Source organism: Maribacter sp. MS6 (assembly GCF_056839185.1).
Window position 1 is genome coordinate 1855709 of sequence record NZ_CM166389.1, and the last position, 21741, is coordinate 1877449.

The 21741-nt window shown below is 38.7% G+C and carries 16 protein-coding genes; 4 read left to right on the plus strand and 12 right to left on the minus strand.

The window, feature by feature from the left end:
- Positions 1-56: 56 nt before the first annotated feature.
- Complete coding sequence (locus MS6x_RS08235; RefSeq protein ID WP_482606778.1) at positions 57-1013, plus strand: L-threonylcarbamoyladenylate synthase; 957 nt, start codon at positions 57-59, stop codon at positions 1011-1013.
- Between the two features lie 171 nt (positions 1014-1184).
- On the opposite strand, the gene MS6x_RS08240 is transcribed toward MS6x_RS08235, so the two are convergent.
- The 4 genes from MS6x_RS08240 to MS6x_RS08255 form a co-directional block, all read right to left on the minus strand.
- The gene (locus MS6x_RS08240) at positions 1185-3314 is read right to left on the minus strand and encodes a Tex family protein (RefSeq protein WP_482606779.1); all 2130 of its coding nucleotides are present in this window, start codon (positions 3312-3314) and stop codon (positions 1185-1187) included.
- 64 nt (positions 3315-3378) lie between these two features.
- Positions 3379-5454 carry a methionine--tRNA ligase gene (gene metG / locus MS6x_RS08245; protein ID WP_482606781.1) on the minus strand — a complete coding sequence of 692 codons (2076 nt, stop codon included), beginning with the start codon at positions 5452-5454 and terminating at the stop codon, positions 3379-3381.
- Positions 5455-5633: 179 nt separating this feature from the next.
- Entirely contained in the window at positions 5634-7358 is a 1725-nt protein-coding gene (locus MS6x_RS08250) for a DUF1501 domain-containing protein (RefSeq protein ID WP_482606783.1), read from the minus strand.
- 11 nt (positions 7359-7369) lie between these two features.
- Positions 7370-8848: a DUF1800 domain-containing protein gene (locus MS6x_RS08255; RefSeq protein ID WP_482606784.1), complete on the minus strand. Its 1479-nt coding sequence runs from the start codon at positions 8846-8848 to the stop codon at positions 7370-7372.
- A gap of 187 nt (positions 8849-9035) precedes the next feature.
- Here MS6x_RS08255 and MS6x_RS08260 point away from each other — a divergent pair, with 187 nt between their 5' ends.
- On the plus strand, positions 9036-9395 hold the full coding sequence (locus MS6x_RS08260) for a YraN family protein (RefSeq protein WP_482606786.1): 360 nt from the start codon (positions 9036-9038) through the stop codon (positions 9393-9395).
- Between the two features lie 84 nt (positions 9396-9479).
- A complete protein-coding gene (locus MS6x_RS08265; protein ID WP_482606788.1) occupies positions 9480-10139 on the plus strand; it encodes an aspartate kinase in 660 nt (219 codons plus the stop codon).
- A gap of 10 nt (positions 10140-10149) precedes the next feature.
- Here MS6x_RS08265 and MS6x_RS08270 read toward each other — a convergent pair whose 3' ends face one another.
- Positions 10150-11478 carry a TlpA family protein disulfide reductase gene (locus tag MS6x_RS08270; RefSeq protein ID WP_482606790.1) on the minus strand — a complete coding sequence of 443 codons (1329 nt, stop codon included), beginning with the start codon at positions 11476-11478 and terminating at the stop codon, positions 10150-10152.
- A 255-nt stretch (positions 11479-11733) separates the two neighbouring features.
- Here MS6x_RS08270 and MS6x_RS08275 point away from each other — a divergent pair, with 255 nt between their 5' ends.
- Complete coding sequence (locus MS6x_RS08275) at positions 11734-12576, plus strand: zinc-ribbon domain-containing protein (protein WP_482606792.1); 843 nt, start codon at positions 11734-11736, stop codon at positions 12574-12576.
- Positions 12577-12582: 6 nt separating this feature from the next.
- Here the strand turns inward: MS6x_RS08275 and MS6x_RS08280 are convergent, their stop codons facing one another.
- From MS6x_RS08280 to pdeM, 7 genes are all read right to left on the minus strand, one after another.
- Complete coding sequence (locus MS6x_RS08280; protein ID WP_482606794.1) at positions 12583-12897, minus strand: tellurite resistance TerB family protein; 315 nt, start codon at positions 12895-12897, stop codon at positions 12583-12585.
- 62 nt (positions 12898-12959) lie between these two features.
- Positions 12960-13862 carry an alpha/beta hydrolase family protein gene (locus MS6x_RS08285; protein WP_482606796.1) on the minus strand — a complete coding sequence of 301 codons (903 nt, stop codon included), beginning with the start codon at positions 13860-13862 and terminating at the stop codon, positions 12960-12962.
- A gap of 185 nt (positions 13863-14047) precedes the next feature.
- Positions 14048-14857: a helix-turn-helix domain-containing protein gene (locus MS6x_RS08290; protein WP_482606798.1), complete on the minus strand. Its 810-nt coding sequence runs from the start codon at positions 14855-14857 to the stop codon at positions 14048-14050.
- Between the two features lie 146 nt (positions 14858-15003).
- Positions 15004-16536, minus strand: a complete 1533-nt coding sequence (locus MS6x_RS08295) for a TlpA family protein disulfide reductase (protein ID WP_482606800.1) — start codon at positions 16534-16536, stop codon at positions 15004-15006.
- Between the two features lie 82 nt (positions 16537-16618).
- Complete coding sequence (gene mfd, locus MS6x_RS08300; RefSeq protein WP_482606802.1) at positions 16619-20005, minus strand: transcription-repair coupling factor; 3387 nt, start codon at positions 20003-20005, stop codon at positions 16619-16621.
- An 86-nt stretch (positions 20006-20091) separates the two neighbouring features.
- On the minus strand, positions 20092-20868 hold the full coding sequence (locus tag MS6x_RS08305; protein ID WP_482606804.1) for a tryptophan-rich sensory protein: 777 nt from the start codon (positions 20866-20868) through the stop codon (positions 20092-20094).
- Positions 20869-20942: 74 nt separating this feature from the next.
- Positions 20943-21605 (minus strand): ligase-associated DNA damage response endonuclease PdeM, encoded by a 663-nt coding sequence (pdeM, locus tag MS6x_RS08310; protein ID WP_482606806.1) that lies wholly within the window; start codon positions 21603-21605, stop codon positions 20943-20945.
- Positions 21606-21741 lie beyond the last annotated feature (136 nt).

A 21741-nucleotide genomic window follows, 5' to 3' on the forward strand; every position in this document is an offset into this window, starting at 1 on the left:
GGTAGACTGTCGTGTTTTTAGCAAAAATACCAAAATCCTGCACTACCTTTGCATACATGCGTAATGCAATCACAACAGACATAGCCTATTGCCAAGAATTGTTGAAAGACAAGCAGTTGGTAGCCATCCCTACAGAAACTGTATATGGACTGGCAGCCAATGCCTTCGATGAAGATGCTATAAACCAAATTTTTGAAATGAAGGGTCGACCACATTTCAACCCCTTAATTGTACATATTCATGATTTGAAGCAACTGGATATCTTGGCAACCGATATCCCGGAAACAGCAATGAAACTGGCCAAAGCATTCTGGCCTGGCTCCTTAACCTTGATTTTACCGAAACAAGCATCTGTTTTGGATGTGATTACCTCGGGAAAAACCACCGTAGGCGTTCGAATACCAAATCACCCAATGACCTTAGAATTATTAAAGGGACTCCCCTTTCCATTAGCGGCTCCTAGTGCAAATCCGTTTACTCGAGTGAGTCCCACCTCAGCAGCACACGTAGCGCATTATTTTGGAGATCGCATACCGGCCATTCTAGATGGTGGTCCTTGTCAAGTAGGCTTGGAATCTACTATTGTTGGTTTTGATGGGGAAAAACCTGTTGTGTACCGTAAAGGAGGAATTTCTATTGAATCGCTAGAAGCAGTCGTGGGTACCGTTGACCTGTTAACCGAGAATGAAACTGCTCCACAGGCTCCAGGTATGCTGTTGAAACACTACTCTCCAAGGACTCCTTTATTAATAAGCAATGATATTCAAAAAAGTCTTGAAACTCATGTCAATAAACGTATTGCGGTTCTTTCTTTTTCATCGAGTGACTTTTGGGGAGCAGAGACAATAAAGGTTCTTTCTCCTAGCAAAAACTTGGAAGAAGCCGCGAAAGTATTATTTGCAACCTTGTACGAACTAGACGAATTAAACCTTGACTTGATTATTACAGAGCTTTTTCCAGAAGAGGGCTTAGGGGCTAGTATTAACGATCGTTTGTTCAGGGCGCAGAATTAAGGACGTCATTACCAGGACTTAGGACGAAGTAATCGGTCTCTTTAAGCTTTATTTGGATTAGAAAACCATTTTGCAAGCTTCTCGCAAAGACAGCTTGCTGGTTTTTTAGGCGTAGGTAATATCATTTGGCTGATTACATGGCGAACAGCGCAAGCTGTAAAACACACTGCGCTACTTCTTATGCATGGCCAATTGGATTCTCTTTCGTGGAATATCTACAGATAAAACCTTTACGATAATCTGTTGATGTAAATGCACATGGGCACTTACATCTTTAACAAAGGTATCCGATAAGTTGGATACATGTATGAGCCCACTTTCCTTAATGCCAATATCTACAAAACAGCCAAAATTGGTAATGTTGTTTACGATACCAGGTACCAATTGTCCCTCTTTAAGGTCTTCAATGGACCTAATATTTTGGTCAAAAGTGAATACTTTGGCTTTTACACGCCGGTCCAACCCTGGTTTTTCAAGCTCCTCTAGGATATCCTTTAGTGTAGGAAGTCCAATATCCTTGGTGCAGTAGTTTTTCAAATCTATTTCCTGTAACAGGTTTTTATTTCCTATCAGATGCAAAACCTTTGTTTTATTGTCTTTTGCCATTTGTTGCACTACGGCATACCGCTCTGGATGTACTGAAGAATCGTCCAAGGGGTTTTTTCCGTCTTTAACCCGAAGGAAACCTGCACCTTGCTCAAAGGCTTTATCACCCAAGCGAGTCACTTTTTTTATTTCATTCCGTGATGCAAAACCACCATTTTCACTTCTATAATTTACAATGTTTTCGGCTAATCTTGGGCCAATCCCGCTCACATAACTTAACAACGGAACGCTGGCGGTGTTGATATTTACACCAACCGAGTTTACACAGCTCTCGACTACACGGTCTAAGGAGATCTTTAACTTGGTTTGATCTACATCGTGTTGGTATTGCCCAACACCGATTGATTTGGGGTCTATTTTAACCAATTCTGCTAATGGATCTGCCAGTCGCCTTCCAATTGAAACCGCACCTCTTACCGTAACGTCATAATTTGGGAATTCATCCCTAGCAATTTTAGAGGCAGAATAAATAGATGCCCCAGCCTCACTCACTACAAACACTTCAACAGGGTTCTTGAAAATTACCTTTTTTACCAATCGCTCTGTTTCCCTAGATGCCGTTCCATTCCCGATCGCAATAGCTTCTATTTTATAAGCATCCGCTAAAGAACTTAACTTTTTTAAGGCACTAGAAGTCTCATTTTGTGGTGCATGAGGATAAATAGTTTCGTTATGCACCAGGTTTCCTTGGGCATCTAAACACACCACCTTACAACCCGATCGGAACCCTGGATCAATAGCCAATATGGTTTTCTCTCCCAATGGAGCACCTAGTAATAATTGACGCAGGTTTTTGGCAAAAACGGCAATGGCATCTTCATCTGACTTTTCTTTAGCACTCTTTACCAATTCGTTGCTTAGGGAAGGAAATAAGAGTCTTTTATAGGCATCTGAAATGGCTATTCGTATTTGGGCAGCACATTGGGTGTTTGAATTTTTAATAATACGTTGCTCCATTCGTTCCAACGCACGTTCATCATCAATCTCAATTTTGATGCGAATAAATTTTTCTGCCTCGGCACGAGAAATAGCTAAGAACCGGTGAGATGGGCAACGATTCAAAGCTTCGCTCCAATCAAAATAATCGCGGTATTTTTGTGCTTTTTCTTCGTCTTTTTGTTTAAGGATTACTTTGGTTGTAATCTGGGCGAAACGTTCTAATTGACTTCTTAACTCGTTACGTATATCGGTACGCTCATTGATCCACTCCGAAATTATATGTCGTGCCCCTTCTAATGCATCATCTTCATTTTCTACCTCTTTGCTCAAGTACTTGCCTGCCAAATATTTCAATTCGTCCGAACGCTGCGCCATTATGATTTTAGCCAAGGGTTCCAGTCCGTTTTTACGTGCAATTTCAGCTTTGGTTTTTTTACTTTTTTTAAAGGGAAGATAGAGATCTTCCAATTGAATTAAATCTGTGGCCGATTCGAATTTACTTTTTAGTTCTGGTGTAAGCGCCCCTTGTTCTTCTACCGCTTTAATGATTGCCTTTTTACGTTTTTCCAAGGCTTCAAATTGTTCCTTAAACTGTACAATGGCAGCAATCTGAACCTCATCTAAATTGCCCGTACGTTCTTTCCTATAACGGGAAATAAAAGGCACCGTACAATCTTCGTTTAAAAGTGCCACCGTATTCTGAATACTCTTTTCTGGAAGTTGGGTATGTTTAAGGATGTAGGGAATTAGCATCATTTACAAATTTTAAATAAGGAGACTAAAAAAACTCATTCAGCGTAGGAAATCTAGGAGTATCGTACTAGTTGATAGTATTCCCATTCCCAACTCCAACCGCATCCGGATTCACAAATACCAACTTACCATCTGCATCTTCGGTCATTAAAATCATGCCCTCACTTTCTACCCCTCTTAAGGCCCGTGGTGCCAAATTCACCAGAACTGTAACTTGTTTACCAACAATTTCTTCTGGCGTAAAACTCTCCGCAATTCCTGAAACAATGGTGCGTATATCCAAACCGGTATCTACCTTCAATACCAATAACTTTTTGGCTTTCGCCATTTTTTCAGCTTCTATAATAGTCCCTACACGCATATCCAACTTGCTAAAATCATCAAAGGTAATGGTCTCCTTTTGAGGCTCTACGGCTTTATTCATTTGTTCGTTTGCTTTTTTAGTAGCTTCCAGTTTTGCTAATTGCGCTTCAATTTCTTGATCTTCTACTTTTCTAAAAAGGAGTTCAGCTTTGCTTATTTTATGGCCGGAAGGGAGTAGCACATCATTGGTGCTTATGTCTTGCCAACACAGCTCAGCTGCGCTCGACGTGACGTTAAGTATACTTTTTAGCTTACCACTTGTAAACGGCAAAAACGGTTCGCTCAATACTGCTAATCCGGTTGCAATTTGCAAGGCAACGAACATAATCGTTTTCACTCGCTCCTCGTCTTGTTTTATTACCTTCCATGGTTCCTCGTCCGCCAGGTATTTGTTACCCAGTCGTGCTAGATTTATGAGTTCTTGTCCCGCTTCTCTAAAACGGTAGCGCTCAATGGAACTCGAGATAGTTTCAGGAAATTGCTTTAAAGCGTTCAGGGTTTCTACATCTACATTTGAAAAATTCCCTGCAAGTGGCACCTGCCCGTCATAATACTTATTCGTTAAAACAACGACCCTATTGATGAAGTTACCAAAGATAGCTACCAATTCATTGTTATTCCTGGCTTGGAAATCTTTCCAAGTAAAATCATTATCCTTGCTTTCAGGAGCGTTGGCCGTTAAGGTATACCGTAACACATCTTGCATGTCCGGAAAGTCCTGTAAATATTCATGTAGCCAAACTGCCCAATTTTTAGAGGTAGATAATTTGTTCCCTTCCAAATTCAAAAATTCATTTGCAGGTACATTTTCGGGGAGAATAAATTCCCCATGTGCTTTAAGAATGGCAGGAAAAATGATGCAGTGAAATACAATGTTGTCCTTCCCTATAAAATGCACTAATTTGGTATCCTCGGATTTCCAGTACGGCTCCCAGTCTTTTCCCTGTTGAAAAGCCCATTCTTTTGTAGAGGATATATAGCCAATAGGAGCATCAAACCAGACATACAGTACTTTTCCCTCACCTCCTTTTACAGGAACTGGAATTCCCCAGTCTAAATCACGAGTTACCGCCCTAGGTTCCAATCCGCCATCGATCCAGGATTTACATTGTCCGTATACATTGGGTTTCCAATCGTTCTTGTGTCCCTCTAAAATCCATTTTCGCAGAAAATCCTCATAGCGATCTAATGGCAAAAACCAATGGGTAGTTTCTTTAGTGGTAGGAACAGACCCAGTGATGGTAGATTTAGGATTAATGAGATCCGTAGCGTTTAAAGTAGACCCACAATTTTCGCATTGGTCTCCATAAGCTTCTTCGTTACCGCATTTAGGACAAACGCCCGTAACAAAGCGATCGGCCAAAAACTGTTTTGCTTCATCGTCGTATAATTGCGCTGTAGTTTCTTCTATAAAATCACCCTGCTCGTACAATTTTACAAAAATGTCGGATGCTGTTTTATGATGTATAGGTGCCGAAGTTCTAGAATAGTTATCGAACGTAATTCCAAAATCTAAAAAAGATCGTTTGATAATTTCATGATATTTATCTACCACTTCTTGGGGGCTAATACCTTCTTTCTTCGCTTTCATGGATATAGCAACCCCATGCTCATCGCTGCCACAAATGAAGGCTACATCTTTATCGACACCCCTTAAATAACGTGCATATATATCTGCCGGGACATAAACGCCGGCCAGATGACCTATATGAATAGGTCCGTTTGTATACGGCAATGCTGCTGTAATCGTATATCTTTTTGGTGATTCTATTGTGGACATCTAAATCTGATTAAGCCACAAAAATACTGAAATTGTTGCTGTAAATAGGTTGCTATAGGGTAGCAAAAGTGACTGCCCTGTTTTATGGAAACGATTTATGCTAAAGATGGTATATAAAAAAACCTTCGACGCATCTAAAAGATACGACCGAAGGTTAAGTTACATAGTGGGGAAACAGTTTAAGCTACCATAACGGATTTACTCATTCTTTGATTTTGTACACTAATACGATAAATGTACTTTCCGGTAGATAGGTGTTCGGGCAAGCGCTCTCGTATATTTATTTCTGTAGAACCTTCCATCATCATCTCATTAAAGACGGTTCCTACATTTTGTCCTAAAATGTTGTACAACTGAATATCTACGTGTGCCGTAAACGGCATTTCTAAGTAAATATGTGGTGTACTGTCCGTTGGATAGTAGGGTTTATGAACAACAGCATTTAAAAGATTTGGGTCGAAAAGGTTATCTTCTGGGTCACTGCCTTCAGGATCAACAGGCGTGGGCGGGGTGACATCTCCATCGCTATAAGCAATATCCGGGAAGGCCTCACCGCTGCAGCTGAACCCTAAATTAACAGGCGCATAAGGTTTGTAATTTAGCAAATGAGCTTCAACTAAAGGGACATCAACACAAAGCCATTCCGCAAGTACCGTAGCATATAAGTCCCTAAAATCCATCGTGTATTCTAGGTTTCCTCTTCCATCGGGATCTTCCAAGGTAGGGTGATCACCAACAAAGGCACTGCCGTTAAGTCCAGAACCAAAAAACAAGGTAGGTGCTGCTTTACCGTGATCGGTACCATTAGACCCATTTTCAAAAATTCGACGACCGAATTCTGAAAAAGTCATGCTCAATACCTTTTCATCTTGCTGTGTACAAGCTAAATCCTCATAAAAATTATTGATAGCAATAGAGAGATTGGACATAAGTCTTTCGTGAGCCAAAGGTTGATTACCATGTGTATCAAAACCACCCATTGAAATCATGTATACCTTGGTGCCCAAGTTCCCTTTTATTAATTTGGAAATAACGGATAACTGTCTTGCAAAAGAGTTGTCCTGATATTCAACACCGCATCCTAGTGCTTCGCCACGCATAAAAGCTTCGTGTATTAAACCTGAATACTCATAAGTGGTATTGGCGACTCCTCTAAGAAATTTTAATTGGTCGCCGTACATACAGTTGTTAAAAAGCTCATCTTCCAAACCATAAACTACTCCGGATTCAGCAATTTCTTCAAGCTGATTAATATTGGAGGTAGTAAATGCATAGTTGGTCTCCTCGCCTTGGAATACCAAATTGCCGAACTGTCCAATTTGAATGGCCGCAGGTGCAGCTGGAGGATTAATAAGATAATCTGGATAGATATTCTCAAAGTGTCTACCCATCCAACCAGTATTTAACCCACTAAAACCATTGGTTTCAATATCGGTATTGGCAAAAATATCGGAACCTGTAAAATGAGAAAGACTTTGTCCTTCATATCCTACGCCATGAACAGCTTTAAACTGACCTTCGCCCCACATACTTTCTAAAGAACTCATATAAGAAGGTACTCCAAACTCGTCCGTAAGTTTTAATACTTTACTTTCTGGGATATAAATATTTGGCCTTGCATTCGCATAGGCATCATATTGCTCAATTGGTATCACGGTACTGAGACCGTCATTCCCACCGGATAAACGAATAAGGATAAGAATATTGTCTGTTTCTGCAGCAGCAATACCAGCCGATAAGGGCGAAGGCGCATTTGCAGTAAGCATATTTGAACCAAGCATCATGGAGCCAGATCCGGCTATTCCCAATGCTTGTATAAATGAACGGCGACTCCAGTATTTATGCTCGTCATCGTGACCGTCGTGTTGTAATCCTTTATGAGGGGTATGGTGTGTATGGCACATAGTAGTAGGTATTATTTTAATTGATATTCGGGTTGTCTTGCGAGGTATTGCATTAAAAGATATACTTGTAATGAAGCATCTTGAAGCATCATGCTCCAACCTCCCGTCTCATAGATATTATTGTCTTCATAGGGTTCCCTGAAAATGGTAATTGCCCTATCGTAATCCGTCTCGGTCAAGAGACCTTTCGGTAGAATAAAATCTATGATCAATCTAGCGATAACATCCGGGTCATTGCTGGTTAAGCCCATATTGCCGGTAATGGATAGCCCTAACGTTCTAAATTGTTCATTATCCTGTTGAAAAAACACCTCTAGGATACTCTCCATGGTGAGCCATCGTCCAATGATAAAATTGTTATTGATCCATTGTCGATCTCGTTGCCAACCGGCTACGTCAAAAGGATCGAATAATTCTTGGCTCAATAGCCTACTGTAATTTGCCATTTCGCTTATGTTGGTATCCGTGTAAGCGAAATCGGTCTCATTTAATGTATTAAAATATAAATCGAACGGACTTTTAATGATAACACCAATAGCCTCATCATCGAAGAAATGTTCGCTTTTGAACAATTGCCTCAGCATGGGTGCCAGTTCAAAGTTATTGGCTACCAGTGTCGCGGCCAATTCGTTTAGTATCGGCTCAGCTTCGGGTGCCAAAGCATCTGGATGTACAAAAAATTTATATAATTTCTTTGAAATGAAAAAAGCGATTTGATCGGCTCTTTCGTTGAAAAGAATATCGATGACATCATCATATCCCCAATTTCCTGTTTGTCCCAAGATAGTCTTAGTACCTTCATCATGCCTATCGGCTCTGAATGTCACTTGCGTGCAACCCTCTTCTCCTCGTTCTACATAACCGGTAAGCGCTCTGGCCGTTTCTATTACATCTTGCTCGGTATATCCCTGTCCTTCTCCCAAGGTGAATAACTCATAAAGTTCCCGAGCATAGTTTTCATTGGGATTGTTTCCGTTATTGAAAACGCCGTCCAAATAAAACAACATGGCGCTAGTAAGTCCAATTTCGCTAACAAAGGTTTTGAAATTTCCTAGAGAATTCCGTTGCAAACAATTGATATAGTAGTAAAGAAAGGAATTACAATCGTATACATCAACTTCGGTCACAAAATGATTGCTCCAAAAGAAGCTCAAACGATCCCTCAGGTTATTCTTGAGTAAACCATTCGCATAGTCCAATCGGAACTGACCTCGTTGTTCGTTTCTGAGTTGCCTTCTGGCATCGCCATCCTCGGGATAATTAGCGTTGGTCCAGTCTGCCCAAACGGGTGCTGGTAAAAGAGGCATATTTAGGGCTTGGTCTACCAGCGTATCCACAAGGTTACCCGCATTTTGGCCTACGGCCTGCCTAATAGTTTCTGCCGATGCGCTAAATCCTAACCTTCTGTAAAGGTGCTGTGCCCTTTGTTGGTCCAAGGGTAGGTTGTAGGGCGCAAGAGTAGAAGTATTACAATTAATGAAATATTCCATAGTCTTAAAAAGCGTTAGTAAATTACGTTCATAGAGTTGGGGCTCATACTGTAACGTAACGAAATTTGGCTTAGTACACTAAACCCGTTATTTTCGTTAACTGACATTCGAATGTACATTCTAAAATCGAAAATAACAGCTGAACAACACATATTTTCGATGAAATACCATCTTTGAATATAATCTTATGGGAAAACACAATGATTTTGGGAAAGAAGGTGAGCAGATTGCTACAGATTACTTGTTAAAGAAAGGGTACACCATAGCGTATAGGAATTATAGATATTTAAAAGCCGAAATTGACATTATCGCCAAGAAAGAAAATATTGTAGCTATTGTAGAAGTACGTTCTAGAACATCCGATTATTTTGAAAATATAGCTGAAACGGTTACACCTAAAAAAATAAAGCTTTTGGTGATGGCAGCCGACCATTATATTCTAAACGCCGATTTAGATGTAGAAGTACGATTTGACATTGTCACCATCCTAAAAAATAAGAGCCGTTTCGAAATCGAACATTTAGAAAATGCCTTTTATCACTTTTAATATCCCTGAGTTTTTATAATTAGGACACAACACATATTGTTTTATTTGTAACAAGTTGTTATATTTGAAAATAATCCGTTCATTATGAAAACAATATCTTCTGTAGTAGAGCAGTATATCAAGAAAAAACCATTTTTACAAAGTGCTTTAGCCCAAGGAATTATCAATTTAACTTCACTTTCACGAATCGTAAAACCCGAAATCGAGGAAGAACTGGGAAAGGATATTAGAAACGGAGCTATTGTGATGGCACTTAAACGACTATCGGACGATTTAGAATTTAGGGCTACCCACAAAATCATTAAAGTTCTTAAAAATATTGGCGAAATTACGGTAAGGTCCTCGTTAACGGACTATACTTTTTTAGCGTCCGATACTATTCTTACACAGCAGGCTAAGCTATTGGAAGAAATCAACACCAATCAGGATGTTTTTTACACTTCCTCAAGAGGTGTGAATGAAATAAACATCGTCATCAGCAATGTGATGGACGACATAGTAGAGCGACTATTTGCAGGTGAAAAATGTACCCAAAAGTCAAGTGAACTTTCTTCCATTACGGTAAAACTACCCGCAGAAAACGTTTCTGTTCCTGGTATCTATTACTTTATATTTCAGCGATTGGCCTGGGAAGGTATTGTTTTGTACGAAGTTATTTCTACCACAAACGAATTTACCATACTCGTAAACGATGAACAGGTAGACATTGCCTTTAAGACGATTAAAGACCTTAAATTACTATAAGGAAACAATATTATTGTTCTCGGTTCAAAACAGAAACCACTTGCTTATCGTTCTCAGGTTGGGCAACAAAACGTTTGTTCGTATCCAAAACAAAATAGGTGGGCGTTTGTTGTATCCCAAAAAGCTGGGCGTAATCACTTTCCCATTTACCTAAAGCTATGGCGTGTTCAAAATTGGGCAAATTGCCTTTTTCCTGTTTCCAATGCGTGTCATCATCCTCTAAGCCTACAGCTACTACCTTTACGTTTTGGTATGAAGCCAACGCTCTATGCAGTGCAGGCAACTCCTTTAAGCAATGGGAACAAGTGCTGCTCCAAAATACAAGTACATATTGTTCTGCCCCTTCCAGACCAGACAACTTCTTCGTTGTTCCGTCTTCCTCCCATGAAATTTCAGGAGAGCGTACTCCTATTCTTAATCGGGAAGAAAGCTCAATCTCATCAATTAAGGCCTGATCTCCGTTCTGCGTTGCCAAATCCTTTAAATACCTACTAAAAATAGTATCCGAAACCCTATGTAATTTATTTTTATTAGCTGTTCTCCATAACATTTGGAAGATAGCCGTTTTAAAGGGTATTGGGCTATCGCCAAGTTTTTCGGCAATTTCTTCTATATTGGCTAAAATGGTACTTTGTGTTGCTTCCGTTGTTTTTACCTGCACTGGCCGGACGGTAAAAACATAGTTTGACAGCTTTTGCTTTAACAATTCCGACGACTGTAGAAATCTGCTATTAAAGTCTATAGCCTCAAAATAGCGTTTCTTTTTGGTCATAAAATAGCGATCTGAATCTTGATAGCTATCCGGCAGGTATGGCGCGTTGGTTTTTATAAGTTGATGCACCAATAAATCCGACCCTTGTGCTTCGTATCGCGCTTGTACTTCGGACAAATTTTTCGTTAATTCCTTAAATTTCTTTTTAGATGTAGCGCCAGCCTCATAAAAATCCACCAACTGACGCTCTAACGATGTTACCTCAGAAAAGTAGTTGTAATAGACCTTATTCTCCTTTGATGCCACAATGGTCATACCGTCCTCCAGATTAAAATTAAATTCGATATCCTCTTTTCCATTATATATCACATCGATAAAAAACTCATCTTGTGGCACTGCATATACTATCCTATACATACCTACAGCAGCGTTTTCTGGCAATTCTAACTTAAAATACCCATTCTTGATTGCAGTATCGGCCATATAACGCTGACCCCCCGGTGTTAATTCATAGGCAATAAGCCATTTAAACTCGGTTGCCGGTGTAAAATTCCCAGATATAACATGTTGTGCTATTCCAGTTAAACCGTACAAAAGCACTAAAAGAACTATTAATCGCGTTTTCATATCCTATCCATACCAATAATTGAACCTAAATCTTAATGCGCTATCAAATATAGGGACTCTTTTGCACCAAAAAGCCTTCCATAAAACATCCTTTTAACCACCAAAGCATTGCAACAAAGTACAGTTTTACACTAAAAACCAAACTCATCATAAATTGAAAACATATACTACCCCGTCAATTTCCCTGTAAATAGGGTGTTCCTATCACAATCTATACTATAGTTTTGACGTTAAACAACACTTTAGAGGTATACTATGATCTATTTTTTTGGAACCCGGGCTAGTAAGATAAAGCAGCATAGGCTTAATAAGACCGTTTGTCCCTTTTGCAGTACTTCAGATTCTTTAGTGGCAAAAACTTACAGTACCTATTTTCATTTCTTTTGGATTCCTATAATACCGTTGTTCAAAACAAATGTAGCGGAATGTTCGCATTGTAAAAAGTCCTATTCGTCCAAGGAATTCACCCCCGAGATGCAACGGGCCCTGGAACGGGAAAATCTTACCAACCCGGCCAAACGGCCTTTATGGCAAGGCTGTGGATGCCTTGTTCTTGTCGTATTTTTTACCATTATGATGAGTATATCTTTTTATGGCGTGTACTTAAGATCGCAGGGCGAGAATACCATGAAGGCAAAAGTAGATGCTAGAACGGAACTGCTAGCTGCGGACATGGCCAAAATGACCAGCATTTTACAGCGTAATAAAGATTCGGTCACCTACCTGTTAAAAGAATGCGTAGACTATGATATTATTAGCGGTTTAGAAACCAAAGACATCAGCTATTTTACAAAACAAAAGGACGATAAACTCTTGGTATTACTTCGTATAGAAAATATAAAAAAGATAAAACCCGAATTCAGAAAGGATATTTTAAGGGTGGTAGAAGATTGTTTATTTCAACAAGACCTAGTTAAGGACGCGGACAAGCTTTATATAGGAATAGAAGGAAGATGGAACACTGTTCTAGTTAAAACCCCTATCGATGAGGATTTGGGGGGTCGTTTTGCCGATAAGTATAAATTACTTCCCTTTTACGGTCCTGCCCCGCCAAACACAAAAGCCAATATATCACTGGATACCAATTCAATAAAATAACCAAAATTATGCCTGTAGTGAAGCAAAGACACTATTGAGGAGTTCTGTTTCCTTTTCATGAACGAAGCCGTCGGATTTTGCTACATCTTCTAGAATTTTGGTCAACGCTTTCTTTTTAGCATCGGTCATTTTCTGTAAAATGGCAATACTTTGCTCCTGTTCAATATTTTGCGCAAACTGAATTTGATTACTATCAAAATCGATTTCCTTCATCAATTTACTTACTTCGTTGATTTCTCCATCGTGTACGATACCATCTGCATATACCATAGAATAAATCATTTTTACGATTGCCAATTTTTCAGCTAAATTAAGCTCCATTTGTAGTTAGTGTGGGTTATTTAATTGCAAGATAACCACAAAAACTGTGTTACGGATTGTGATTATTTTAATTTATATAGAAAATCAGCTGCAGCTTTACTCATTTCTTTATAATCATGCCCAACGTCTGGGATTATCTCTAATCCCCAATTAAAATCAGCATTCATTTCTATCGCTATTTCTTTCGACTTATGGTAAAAGTACTTCCCTCTCGCAAGTCTATGCAACCCTTGTATGTCTACTTCTGGCGATCGTCTTAAATCGCCTCTAGTTTCGTTAGCATTATCATCTTCACCTAAAAACAGAATTAAACTGGTGGTAAAATCTACTTTTTTAGATATCCTTGGACTATCTTTTAATCCATACGGAAATACTATTGTATCCAATGGAAGGGTGTACCATCCAGAATTGGAGGCTACTATTCTATTGGCCTTATTATCAGGTTTAAAAATGGTCAGACGATGCGCCACTTGCCCTCCCGCGGAGTGTCCGAACATATCATACGCATTAGTATGCATTTTAAGTTGACTTCTTACCAGATTAAAAATTCGGTCAAAATCATTATAAATCCATTCTTTTGGGTTTTCACTTAGCTCGTATTGCGTTACAGCGGTTCTTTCCTCGTTCATTTGAACATTGGTAATCATTCCGGCCATGTTATAGCCAGGGAATCCGAGATAGTGTTTTTGCGAATACTCAAGTGACAAGACAAGAATGTTGTATTTTTCTGATTTCTCAACCCATGCATCCCTATAGTCGTCTCCGTTTCGTCCAGCTCCTGGCAAGACTAGTATAACTGGTGATTCTGGTGTTAGTTTTGAAGGTTTATAGTAATGTACGGTAATTGTTTTCTCTTTTTGAAAACCACCTTCAACTAAGAATTTTCCACTTCCGTTCTGAATGTTTATCTCATTCACCAAAAGTGCTGGTTCAGGAACTAATTCACTTCTCTTGACGAGTTCCATAGTGCAAGATGGACAAGTTCCCGGTTCACTAAAAGTAACGTCATCGCAGGGTAAATCGCACGGTTTGCATACAAATTTATCTTGCTTGGTTTGGCAAGAAAAGAGCGAGATGAAAGTTACATATCCTAGTATGATGCATATTAAATTAAACGTTCTCATCGATTGAATTTTATAATAGCTAGTTCTTAGTTAGAAACAATCATCTGTCTTACTTTTACCAATAGTACCACTTCCAAAATTACTGTTGGCACTTGTGTAAACAAGCCTAATAAGACGAGTACGACAGTAAGAAAACAGACCGAGGTAAAAATTTCCAATCCGCCCGCGACATAGCCCAAGACACCCCATTTTTTAGCTGATTTGATGATAGCTATACCAAAGAGTACCCCGAGTGTTCCCATGATAATTGATTCAGCAACAAGAACTCCCTCCATGGGCAATGCAATTTCATAAAAGAGTGAAGTAATGTCATAGATGTAAAAAAGAAGCAGCACCACTATCACAAGTACGGATGCAATTTTCATTAAGTAATTCTGGAATAATTTACCCAAGATCAAGAATCCATAAATAAAGAACGCATAGCTCGCGTAAGATAGTACTTTGATTAGAATATGAACGGGTATACTAAAAATAAGCTCCTCATCAAAAAATCGATAATAGTCTCCAAAACCTTCAAAGGTGCTTATGATTAAAAATAGTATTCCGGAAACTGCAGCAGCGGTTAGTAAAAACCGAACCGATTTAGCTTCAGTCTCGGAACCCAAGACGATACTGTTCCCGTCCGAAGCCTGTTCTTCTCCATACAGCTCCTCATAATCATGGTCTAAGGCAGATAATATCGTTTTGATGGTATAACTTCTTGGAGATACTTCTCCGCTTTCTATGCGCTGTAGCGTCCGCACGTTAATATTACAGCGCTCTACGAGCTCTTCCTGTGTAAATCCTTTTTGTTTGCGTAACTCGATAATCTTGTTACCTAATGCCGGTTGTTTCATCTGTTTGCGTTTTTAAAGTGTTCCGCAATGTTAAGCTCAAGATAAAACGAAACCTATGAATTTTACGAAATTTGACCCGACATTCGCACGGCATTGCCTTTAAAATCAAGGCAATAAGCGTAATTGTGCTATTTACTAACCTTTTTCTAATTGCCAATTAACTGTTGCAATTGCTCTTTAGCACCCCTACCCGGGCGATTTGCATAACCATTAATTAATTTACCTTCTGGACTGTAAATCAAATAATGAGGTATGGTTTCAATTCCTAAATCCTCTATTACTTTCGAAGTATTTCCATTCTCAATAAAGTAATGTTGAGCGTTTTCAGTGGAGTCTTTAATGATTGCTATTTTCCAATTTTTCTGGTTATCATTTAAACTTAGATAAATAAACTCTACTCCTTTATTTTTAAATTCTTTTTTAAGCCTTCTTGATGCCGGCATGAATTGTCTACATGGAGCGCACCAACTAGCCCAAAAGTCAACATAGAGCCATTTACCCTTATTCTTCTCTAATAATTCTGTGTAAGTGATTTTATTGTTATTTATGCTTGTCAATTGAAGTATGTCCGAGAAATCGAAATCAAGGTTATGTTTTTTTCGAAGTTTTTCGAGTTGGGTTCGATTAGTAGTATTCTGCTGTAACTTGTTAAAATATTTTTGTTTGTCTTTTACTCCAAAGTCCATTATAATTCCTTCATAAGCATCTAATAAAAGATAATTTTTGGCTGTCTGATTGAATCTATCATCTTGGATAATAGAGTCAAATCGAGCTCTAGAATCAATGTATGAGCCACCGGATTTTCCATTATCTTCGGTAATATATGCAAGATTATATTGAGATATGCTGTTTAAGTACTTTCTAAAAAAATGAAAACCCATCAAAGAATCTGTATGTGATAAATCAAAACTAACTTGACTTGGTGTTAAGGTCTCAATATTTAGACCTTTGTTGTTATTTAGCCATTTCTGAATAGTGTTAGTTGATTTATGCCTTTCCATTAATTCAGCTAATGCTGCAATACGATATTTATAGTCAGTATCCGATATTTTTCGAGCCTCGTTTAAAGAATCTAAAAAATTTATCTCTCTCTCATTATCCCTTAATGCATCTTTATAATACTTAATGGTTGTAGCATCGAGCTCGTAATTCTCTTCTAATAAAAAACCAAAATACACCTTGTAATGACTTGTGTATTTATTTTTGAATAGGGTTTTTAATCTTACTGAGCTGTAATTAGCTTCTAAATCATTTGTAGACCGGTTGGAAAATTCCAAATGTGGTATTTTGTCTCGGTACGTAAAAATTATTGTATCCCCATTTTTGACAAGAAACGTATGAGACAATGCAGTAAAACTATTTCTCGAACTGAGTTCCAAGTATTCTTGATAATGAGGTATGACAAGTGTGTCTAATTCTTTGATTTTAGGCTCCCATATTTGAACATTGTTTTGAGAATCATAATATTCGAAAATTGGACTATCTACATACCGGTATGCACCTGTCGTATCCATTTGTTTTACTCCCAAACTATCTTGGTTTAAAAAATGTTTAGAATTGGAAGGAGCATATTTAGAAATTATTACTATTTGTTCTGGATCCTTAGTAATTAAGATTTCTTTCTTATCGTTTTTACATCCAAAAACTGTAAGAAAAAGTAAAGCTGATGTGAAACGCATATTCATTTCAGAATAACATATGATGTATCACTAAAGATAGACATTTTTAGTACTTAGTAGTATTAAAGAAAACCATTACGGTTTAAACTGCTTCAATCTTAGACCTTACATTCCCCAGAGGCTCCAACGCTAAATACGCTCTATCCACGCTCCTAATTCCCTCAAAAACAAGCAATAAGCGCAAACCGTTTCTGGTTTTCTTTTCTTTTAGTGTACATTTTTGAGAATTGCTTTGAACATATTTTAAGACTTTAGTAAAGGCAGGGGTCTGGTAAAATTCCGATTGTTGGTCGGCAATAAAGTAGCCTATCAACTTGCCTTGTTTCATGACTATTTTTTCTATCCCTATGCTGTTGGCAATCCATTTGATACGAACAGAGTTCAATAAATCATCGGCTTGGGACGGAAGTTCGCCAAAACGGTCTACTAACTGCGCTTCAAATTTTTGGAGTACCGTCTCATCTTTGATTTGATTTAATTCAGTGTACAGGTTCAGGCGTTCTGTAATATTATTGATGTAGGCGTCTGGAAAAAGCAGTTCAAAATCAGAATCTATTTGCGTTTCCTTTACAAAGATTTTTTCCTTTGCACCTTCTACCTCATCGTACAAGTCTTTGAACTCGTTCTCCTTGAGTTCATCAATAGCTTCGGCCAAAATTTTCTGATAGGTCTCAAAACCAATTTCGTTAATAAAACCGCTTTGTTCCCCTCCCAATAAATCTCCTGCACCACGAATTTCTAAATCTTTCATGGCAATGTTAAAGCCACTTCCCAACTCGGAAAACTGCTCTAGTGCTTCAATACGTTTACGCGCATCGTTCGTCATGGATTCGTAAGGCGGCGTAATGAAATAACAAAAGGCTTTTTTATTACTTCGGCCTACACGTCCACGCATTTGGTGCAAATCACTAAGTCCAAAATTATTGGCGTTGTTGATGAAAATAGTATTGGCATTGGTCACATCCAATCCGCTTTCTACGATGGTCGTGGATACAAGCACATCAAACTCGTTATTAATAAAACTGAGCATTAAGGTTTCTAGTTTTTTGCCTTCCATTTGGCCATGGCCAATGCCTACTTTTGCATCGGGTACTAAGCGTTGAATCATGCCGGCAACCTCCTTTATATTTTCAATTCGGTTGTGAATAAAGAATACCTGTCCGCCACGTTCAATTTCATAGGCAATAGCATCTCTTATAGTTTCCTCGTTAAAACCGATAACTGCACTTTCTATAGGGTATCTATTGGGTGGAGGTGTCGTAATTACCGATAAATCACGCGCCGCCATAAGACTAAACTGCAAGGTTCTTGGAATAGGCGTTGCCGTCAGTGTTAGCACATCTACATTTTCTTTAATCGATTTTAGTTTATCCTTTACTGCGACACCAAATTTTTGCTCTTCATCAACAATCAATAAGCCTAAATCCTTAAAAACTACTTTTTTATTCACGAGTTGGTGCGTGCCAATAATGATATCCACTTTTCCTGCCTCAAGTCTTTCGAGGGTTTCCTTTCGTTCTTTTGCAGTTCGGAAACGATTAAGGTAATCTACCGTTACCGGCATTTCCTTTAAACGTTCGGTAAAAGTTCTGTGATGCTGAAAAGCCAAAATAGTTGTAGGAACTAAAACGGCAACTTGCTTACCATTATCGACGGCTTTAAACGCTGCCCTAATAGCAACTTCGGTCTTTCCGAAACCCACGTCGCCGCAAATGAGACGATCCATAGGTCGTTCGCTCTCCATGTCTTTTTTAATCTCTTCCGTAGCCTTGCCCTGGTCTGGTGTATCTTCATAAATAAAGGAGGCTTCCAGCTCGTTTTGAAGGTAGCTGTCCGGGTCGTATTGGAACCCTTTTTCCAAGCGCCTTTTGGCATAGACCTTTATCAGATTAAAGGCGATTTTTTTTACTCGGGACTTGGTCTTGTCCTTTACTTTTTTCCAAGCTCCAGAACCCAATTTATAAATTTTTGGCGGTGCCCCATCCTTGCCGTTGAACTTGGAAATTTTATGCAAGGAATGAATACTGACATATAAAATATCGCGTTCTCCGTACATTAGTTTTATCGCTTCTTGCTTTTTGCCTTCGACATCTATTTTCTGCAAGCCACCGAACTTACCAATTCCATGATCTATGTGCGTTACATAGTCACCAATTTCTAGTTTGTTTATTTCCTTAAGCGTAATGGCCTGCTTTTTAGCATAGCCATTTTTAAGATGGAATTTATGGTAGCGCTCAAAAATTTGATGATCCGTGTAACAGACCAATTTCAAATCCTTGGCTATAAACCCTTGGTGTAGTGGAAATACAATCGTTTTATAATGTACCTTCTCAGCTATTTCTTCGAATATATCGTTAAATCTTCGCGCTTGCTGATCTGTAGCGCAACAGATATAATTTTCAAAACCCGCAGAATTAAACTCATTTAGGTTTTGTAGCAACAAATCGAACTTCTTATTGAACGAAGGTTGTGGTGTGGTATCAAAACTAATCTCCGTTGCAGTGGAAGAACCATCAACAGCGTTTCCGCCTAGCGTAATCAAACCAAAATCCCTTAATTGCTCCTTAAAGGAGGTGCCGTTCAGAAAAAGTTCGGCTGGCTCTGTATGTTTAATATCCTCGGATAATTTAGTGAACGCCTCTTGGGCCTTTTCAAAGAAATCATCCAAACGACTAAATAACAAGCTGGTATTTTTTGAGAATACGATGGTTTTTTCGGAGATATAACCCAAAAACGATTCCCTTTTCTCCGTTAAAAACTTGTTGGCTACATTGGGTACTATGGTAATCTTTTTAACCTTCTCGGTAGATAATTGCGTTTCTACATCAAATGTACGTATGCTATCTACCTCATCACCAAAAAACTCCAATCTATAGGGCTCATCATGAGAAAAGGAAAACACATCAACAATACCTCCACGGACGGAAAACTCTCCCGGTTCCGTAACAAAGTCGACACGTTTAAACTTGTATTCAAACAGTACCTCGTTTAGAAAATCCAATGAAAGGGTATCTTCCAATTGTATTTTAAGGGTATTTTTATCCAGTTCCTTTCGCGTAACTACTTTCTCGAACAAGGCATCCGGATAGCTCACGATGACCGCAGGTTTTTTTCTTGAATTAATGCGGTTAAGGACCTCGGCCCGTAAAAGCACATTGGCATTATTTGTCTCTTCAATCTGATATGGCCTACGATAACTACCTGGATAGAACAGTACATCCTTTTCACCGATAATAAGTTCAAGGTCGTTTAAATAATACGCTGCCTCTTCCTTATCATTGAAAACGAGTAGCAATGGAGCGCCGGCTTTCTTGAAAGCTTCTGCCAGAACAAAGGAAAGCGATGAGCCTACCAAACCTTTTAATTGAACATGAAACGGGTTACCATGTTCAAATTTGGCAATAGCCCTTTGCAGTTCCTGTACGTTAGGAGCTGTTGAAAACAGTTCGGGAATGGTCAATTTTGACAAAAAATAAGGTATTGAAGTGCAAAGATAGTTTCTAGAGACACTTTATTCCAAGGATTGGACAAGAAATAGCTATTATCCTATAGGCCTCAATTTATAAACGGATTCGTTTTCCTATTCTGGAAACCATGCCAGCCCATGTAAGCAAAAATCAAAATACTACCTCCAAGGGCAGTATAAGCAATGGTTTCCAAGCTGTCCGAATGCCGAATGTAAATGGCAAACAATGCCCAAACCCCTACAGCGGCAAATTCGCGCATATTGCGTTTCAAGATCATTACAAGATTTATAGAGGTAGCAATAACAATCATAATTATAGTCCAACTAAGCTCGGAGAACGGAGTGCCGTCCCATCCAACTTTTGTTAGATAAGCTGAAACATTGGCAATAGTTGCTACAGATATCCATCCGCTATATAAACATATAGGCCACCACACAAATACAATCGTACTAATTGGGGCATTCCAACGTTCCATATTGGTGTTCAAAATGATTTTAATGAGCGAAAAGAGAATGCCTAACATAATCAAGACCGAAACACCCGTATAATCGAATACAAACGCAAATACCCATAGGGAATTCAACACATTGGCCGCTATAAACCAATAGCCCGTCTGTATTATGAATTCACTAGGTTTATCGCCAAAAAAAGCACGCCTAACCTGAAATATTCCGTAGGCAAGGAGACCTAAAAAGATAATACCCCAAATGGCGAAAGCATAACTCGCTGGTGTAAACAAGTTGTCGTATTTCTGACTGATTTCTCCTATAGTGGTTTCGTTGAGTCGTAGGGCTTGGGAAACATAGTTTACTGCAATCACTAAGATGACCGATAATATATTTAGGATGGCGAGGGTCTTTTTCATATTGAGTTTTTTTAAAATTAACTATTGGGCGAGACTATTGCGAACCTTATCCATTTAAAAAATTATCGTTTTGGTTAACGTCCTCTCCGTTTTGACTCTGAAAGTGTAACCGGTAAGACGGCGTCACCCAATAAAGCAAAAACTTCACAATCTTTTTTAGTTTCAAGGGTGTAGGTACCCGTAAATTCTCCAAAAGCTGGTAAAATAAGTTGCCTGGGCGATTTGTAAAAACAAGGTAATCGTACCATTTGTCTACCGAATCCTGTCAATTTTATGGCGGGATGAATATGCCCACAAAAATTAAAAAATCCTTCTCGTTCTTCGGGATGATGGGTAAGCAGGAAAAGTTCTAAAATAAGTTCCTCGACTACCTGTATTCCCAATTCCTCATATTTTAAAGGGGAGATAATATCATGGTTGCCACTAACTAGAATGACCTTAGCGGATTGCGCAGCGATCCATTTCTCAAAAAGCTCCCACTCCCGATTTAAGGAAGAATGGAACAAATCGCCCATAAATACTACCGTTTTAGGGTGGAAGTAACCGATAGCGGTATCCATTGCAGTAAAATTTTTTTGAATCGCCTCTTGTGGTACCGCGGCTCCAAATTTTCTAAAATGAGAAACTTTACCCAAATGCACATCGCTTATTAACAACATGGATTGATCTTCCCAAAATAAAACACCAGAGGCATGCATTTTAAAATTCTGGTTATGGATGTTAAGGGGATGCGTCATTTTTAATTATAGCGTATGCTACTTATAGAGTTTTGATGCAGTTGGTTTTAATGAGTACTACCGGATATATTATGTTACAAAAGTAGAACAAACAAAGAGAATCAGTTTTTGCATATTCAGAATATTTAAAAGGACA

Coding starts and splice junctions, on each gene's coding strand:
- MS6x_RS08270 (WP_482606790.1), bottom strand. CDS start 11,478: ATGAAAACGCGATTAATAGTTCTTTTAGTGCTTTTGTACGGTTTAACT.
- MS6x_RS08305 (WP_482606804.1), bottom strand. CDS start 20,868: ATGAAAAAGACCCTCGCCATCCTAAATATATTATCGGTCATCTTAGTG.
- MS6x_RS08295 (WP_482606800.1), bottom strand. CDS start 16,536: ATGCGTTTCACATCAGCTTTACTTTTTCTTACAGTTTTTGGATGTAAA.
- MS6x_RS08280 (WP_482606794.1), bottom strand. CDS start 12,897: ATGGAGCTTAATTTAGCTGAAAAATTGGCAATCGTAAAAATGATTTAT.
- MS6x_RS08255 (WP_482606784.1), bottom strand. CDS start 8,848: ATGGAATATTTCATTAATTGTAATACTTCTACTCTTGCGCCCTACAAC.
- MS6x_RS08285 (WP_482606796.1), bottom strand. CDS start 13,862: ATGGAACTCGTCAAGAGAAGTGAATTAGTTCCTGAACCAGCACTTTTG.
- MS6x_RS08260 (WP_482606786.1), top strand. CDS start 9,036: ATGGGAAAACACAATGATTTTGGGAAAGAAGGTGAGCAGATTGCTACA.
- MS6x_RS08265 (WP_482606788.1), top strand. CDS start 9,480: ATGAAAACAATATCTTCTGTAGTAGAGCAGTATATCAAGAAAAAACCA.
- MS6x_RS08240 (WP_482606779.1), bottom strand. CDS start 3,314: ATGATGCTAATTCCCTACATCCTTAAACATACCCAACTTCCAGAAAAG.
- pdeM (WP_482606806.1), bottom strand. CDS start 21,605: ATGACGCATCCCCTTAACATCCATAACCAGAATTTTAAAATGCATGCC.
- MS6x_RS08250 (WP_482606783.1), bottom strand. CDS start 7,358: ATGTGCCATACACACCATACCCCTCATAAAGGATTACAACACGACGGT.
- MS6x_RS08275 (WP_482606792.1), top strand. CDS start 11,734: ATGATCTATTTTTTTGGAACCCGGGCTAGTAAGATAAAGCAGCATAGG.
- metG (WP_482606781.1), bottom strand. CDS start 5,454: ATGTCCACAATAGAATCACCAAAAAGATATACGATTACAGCAGCATTG.
- MS6x_RS08290 (WP_482606798.1), bottom strand. CDS start 14,857: ATGAAACAACCGGCATTAGGTAACAAGATTATCGAGTTACGCAAACAA.
- MS6x_RS08235 (WP_482606778.1), top strand. CDS start 57: ATGCGTAATGCAATCACAACAGACATAGCCTATTGCCAAGAATTGTTG.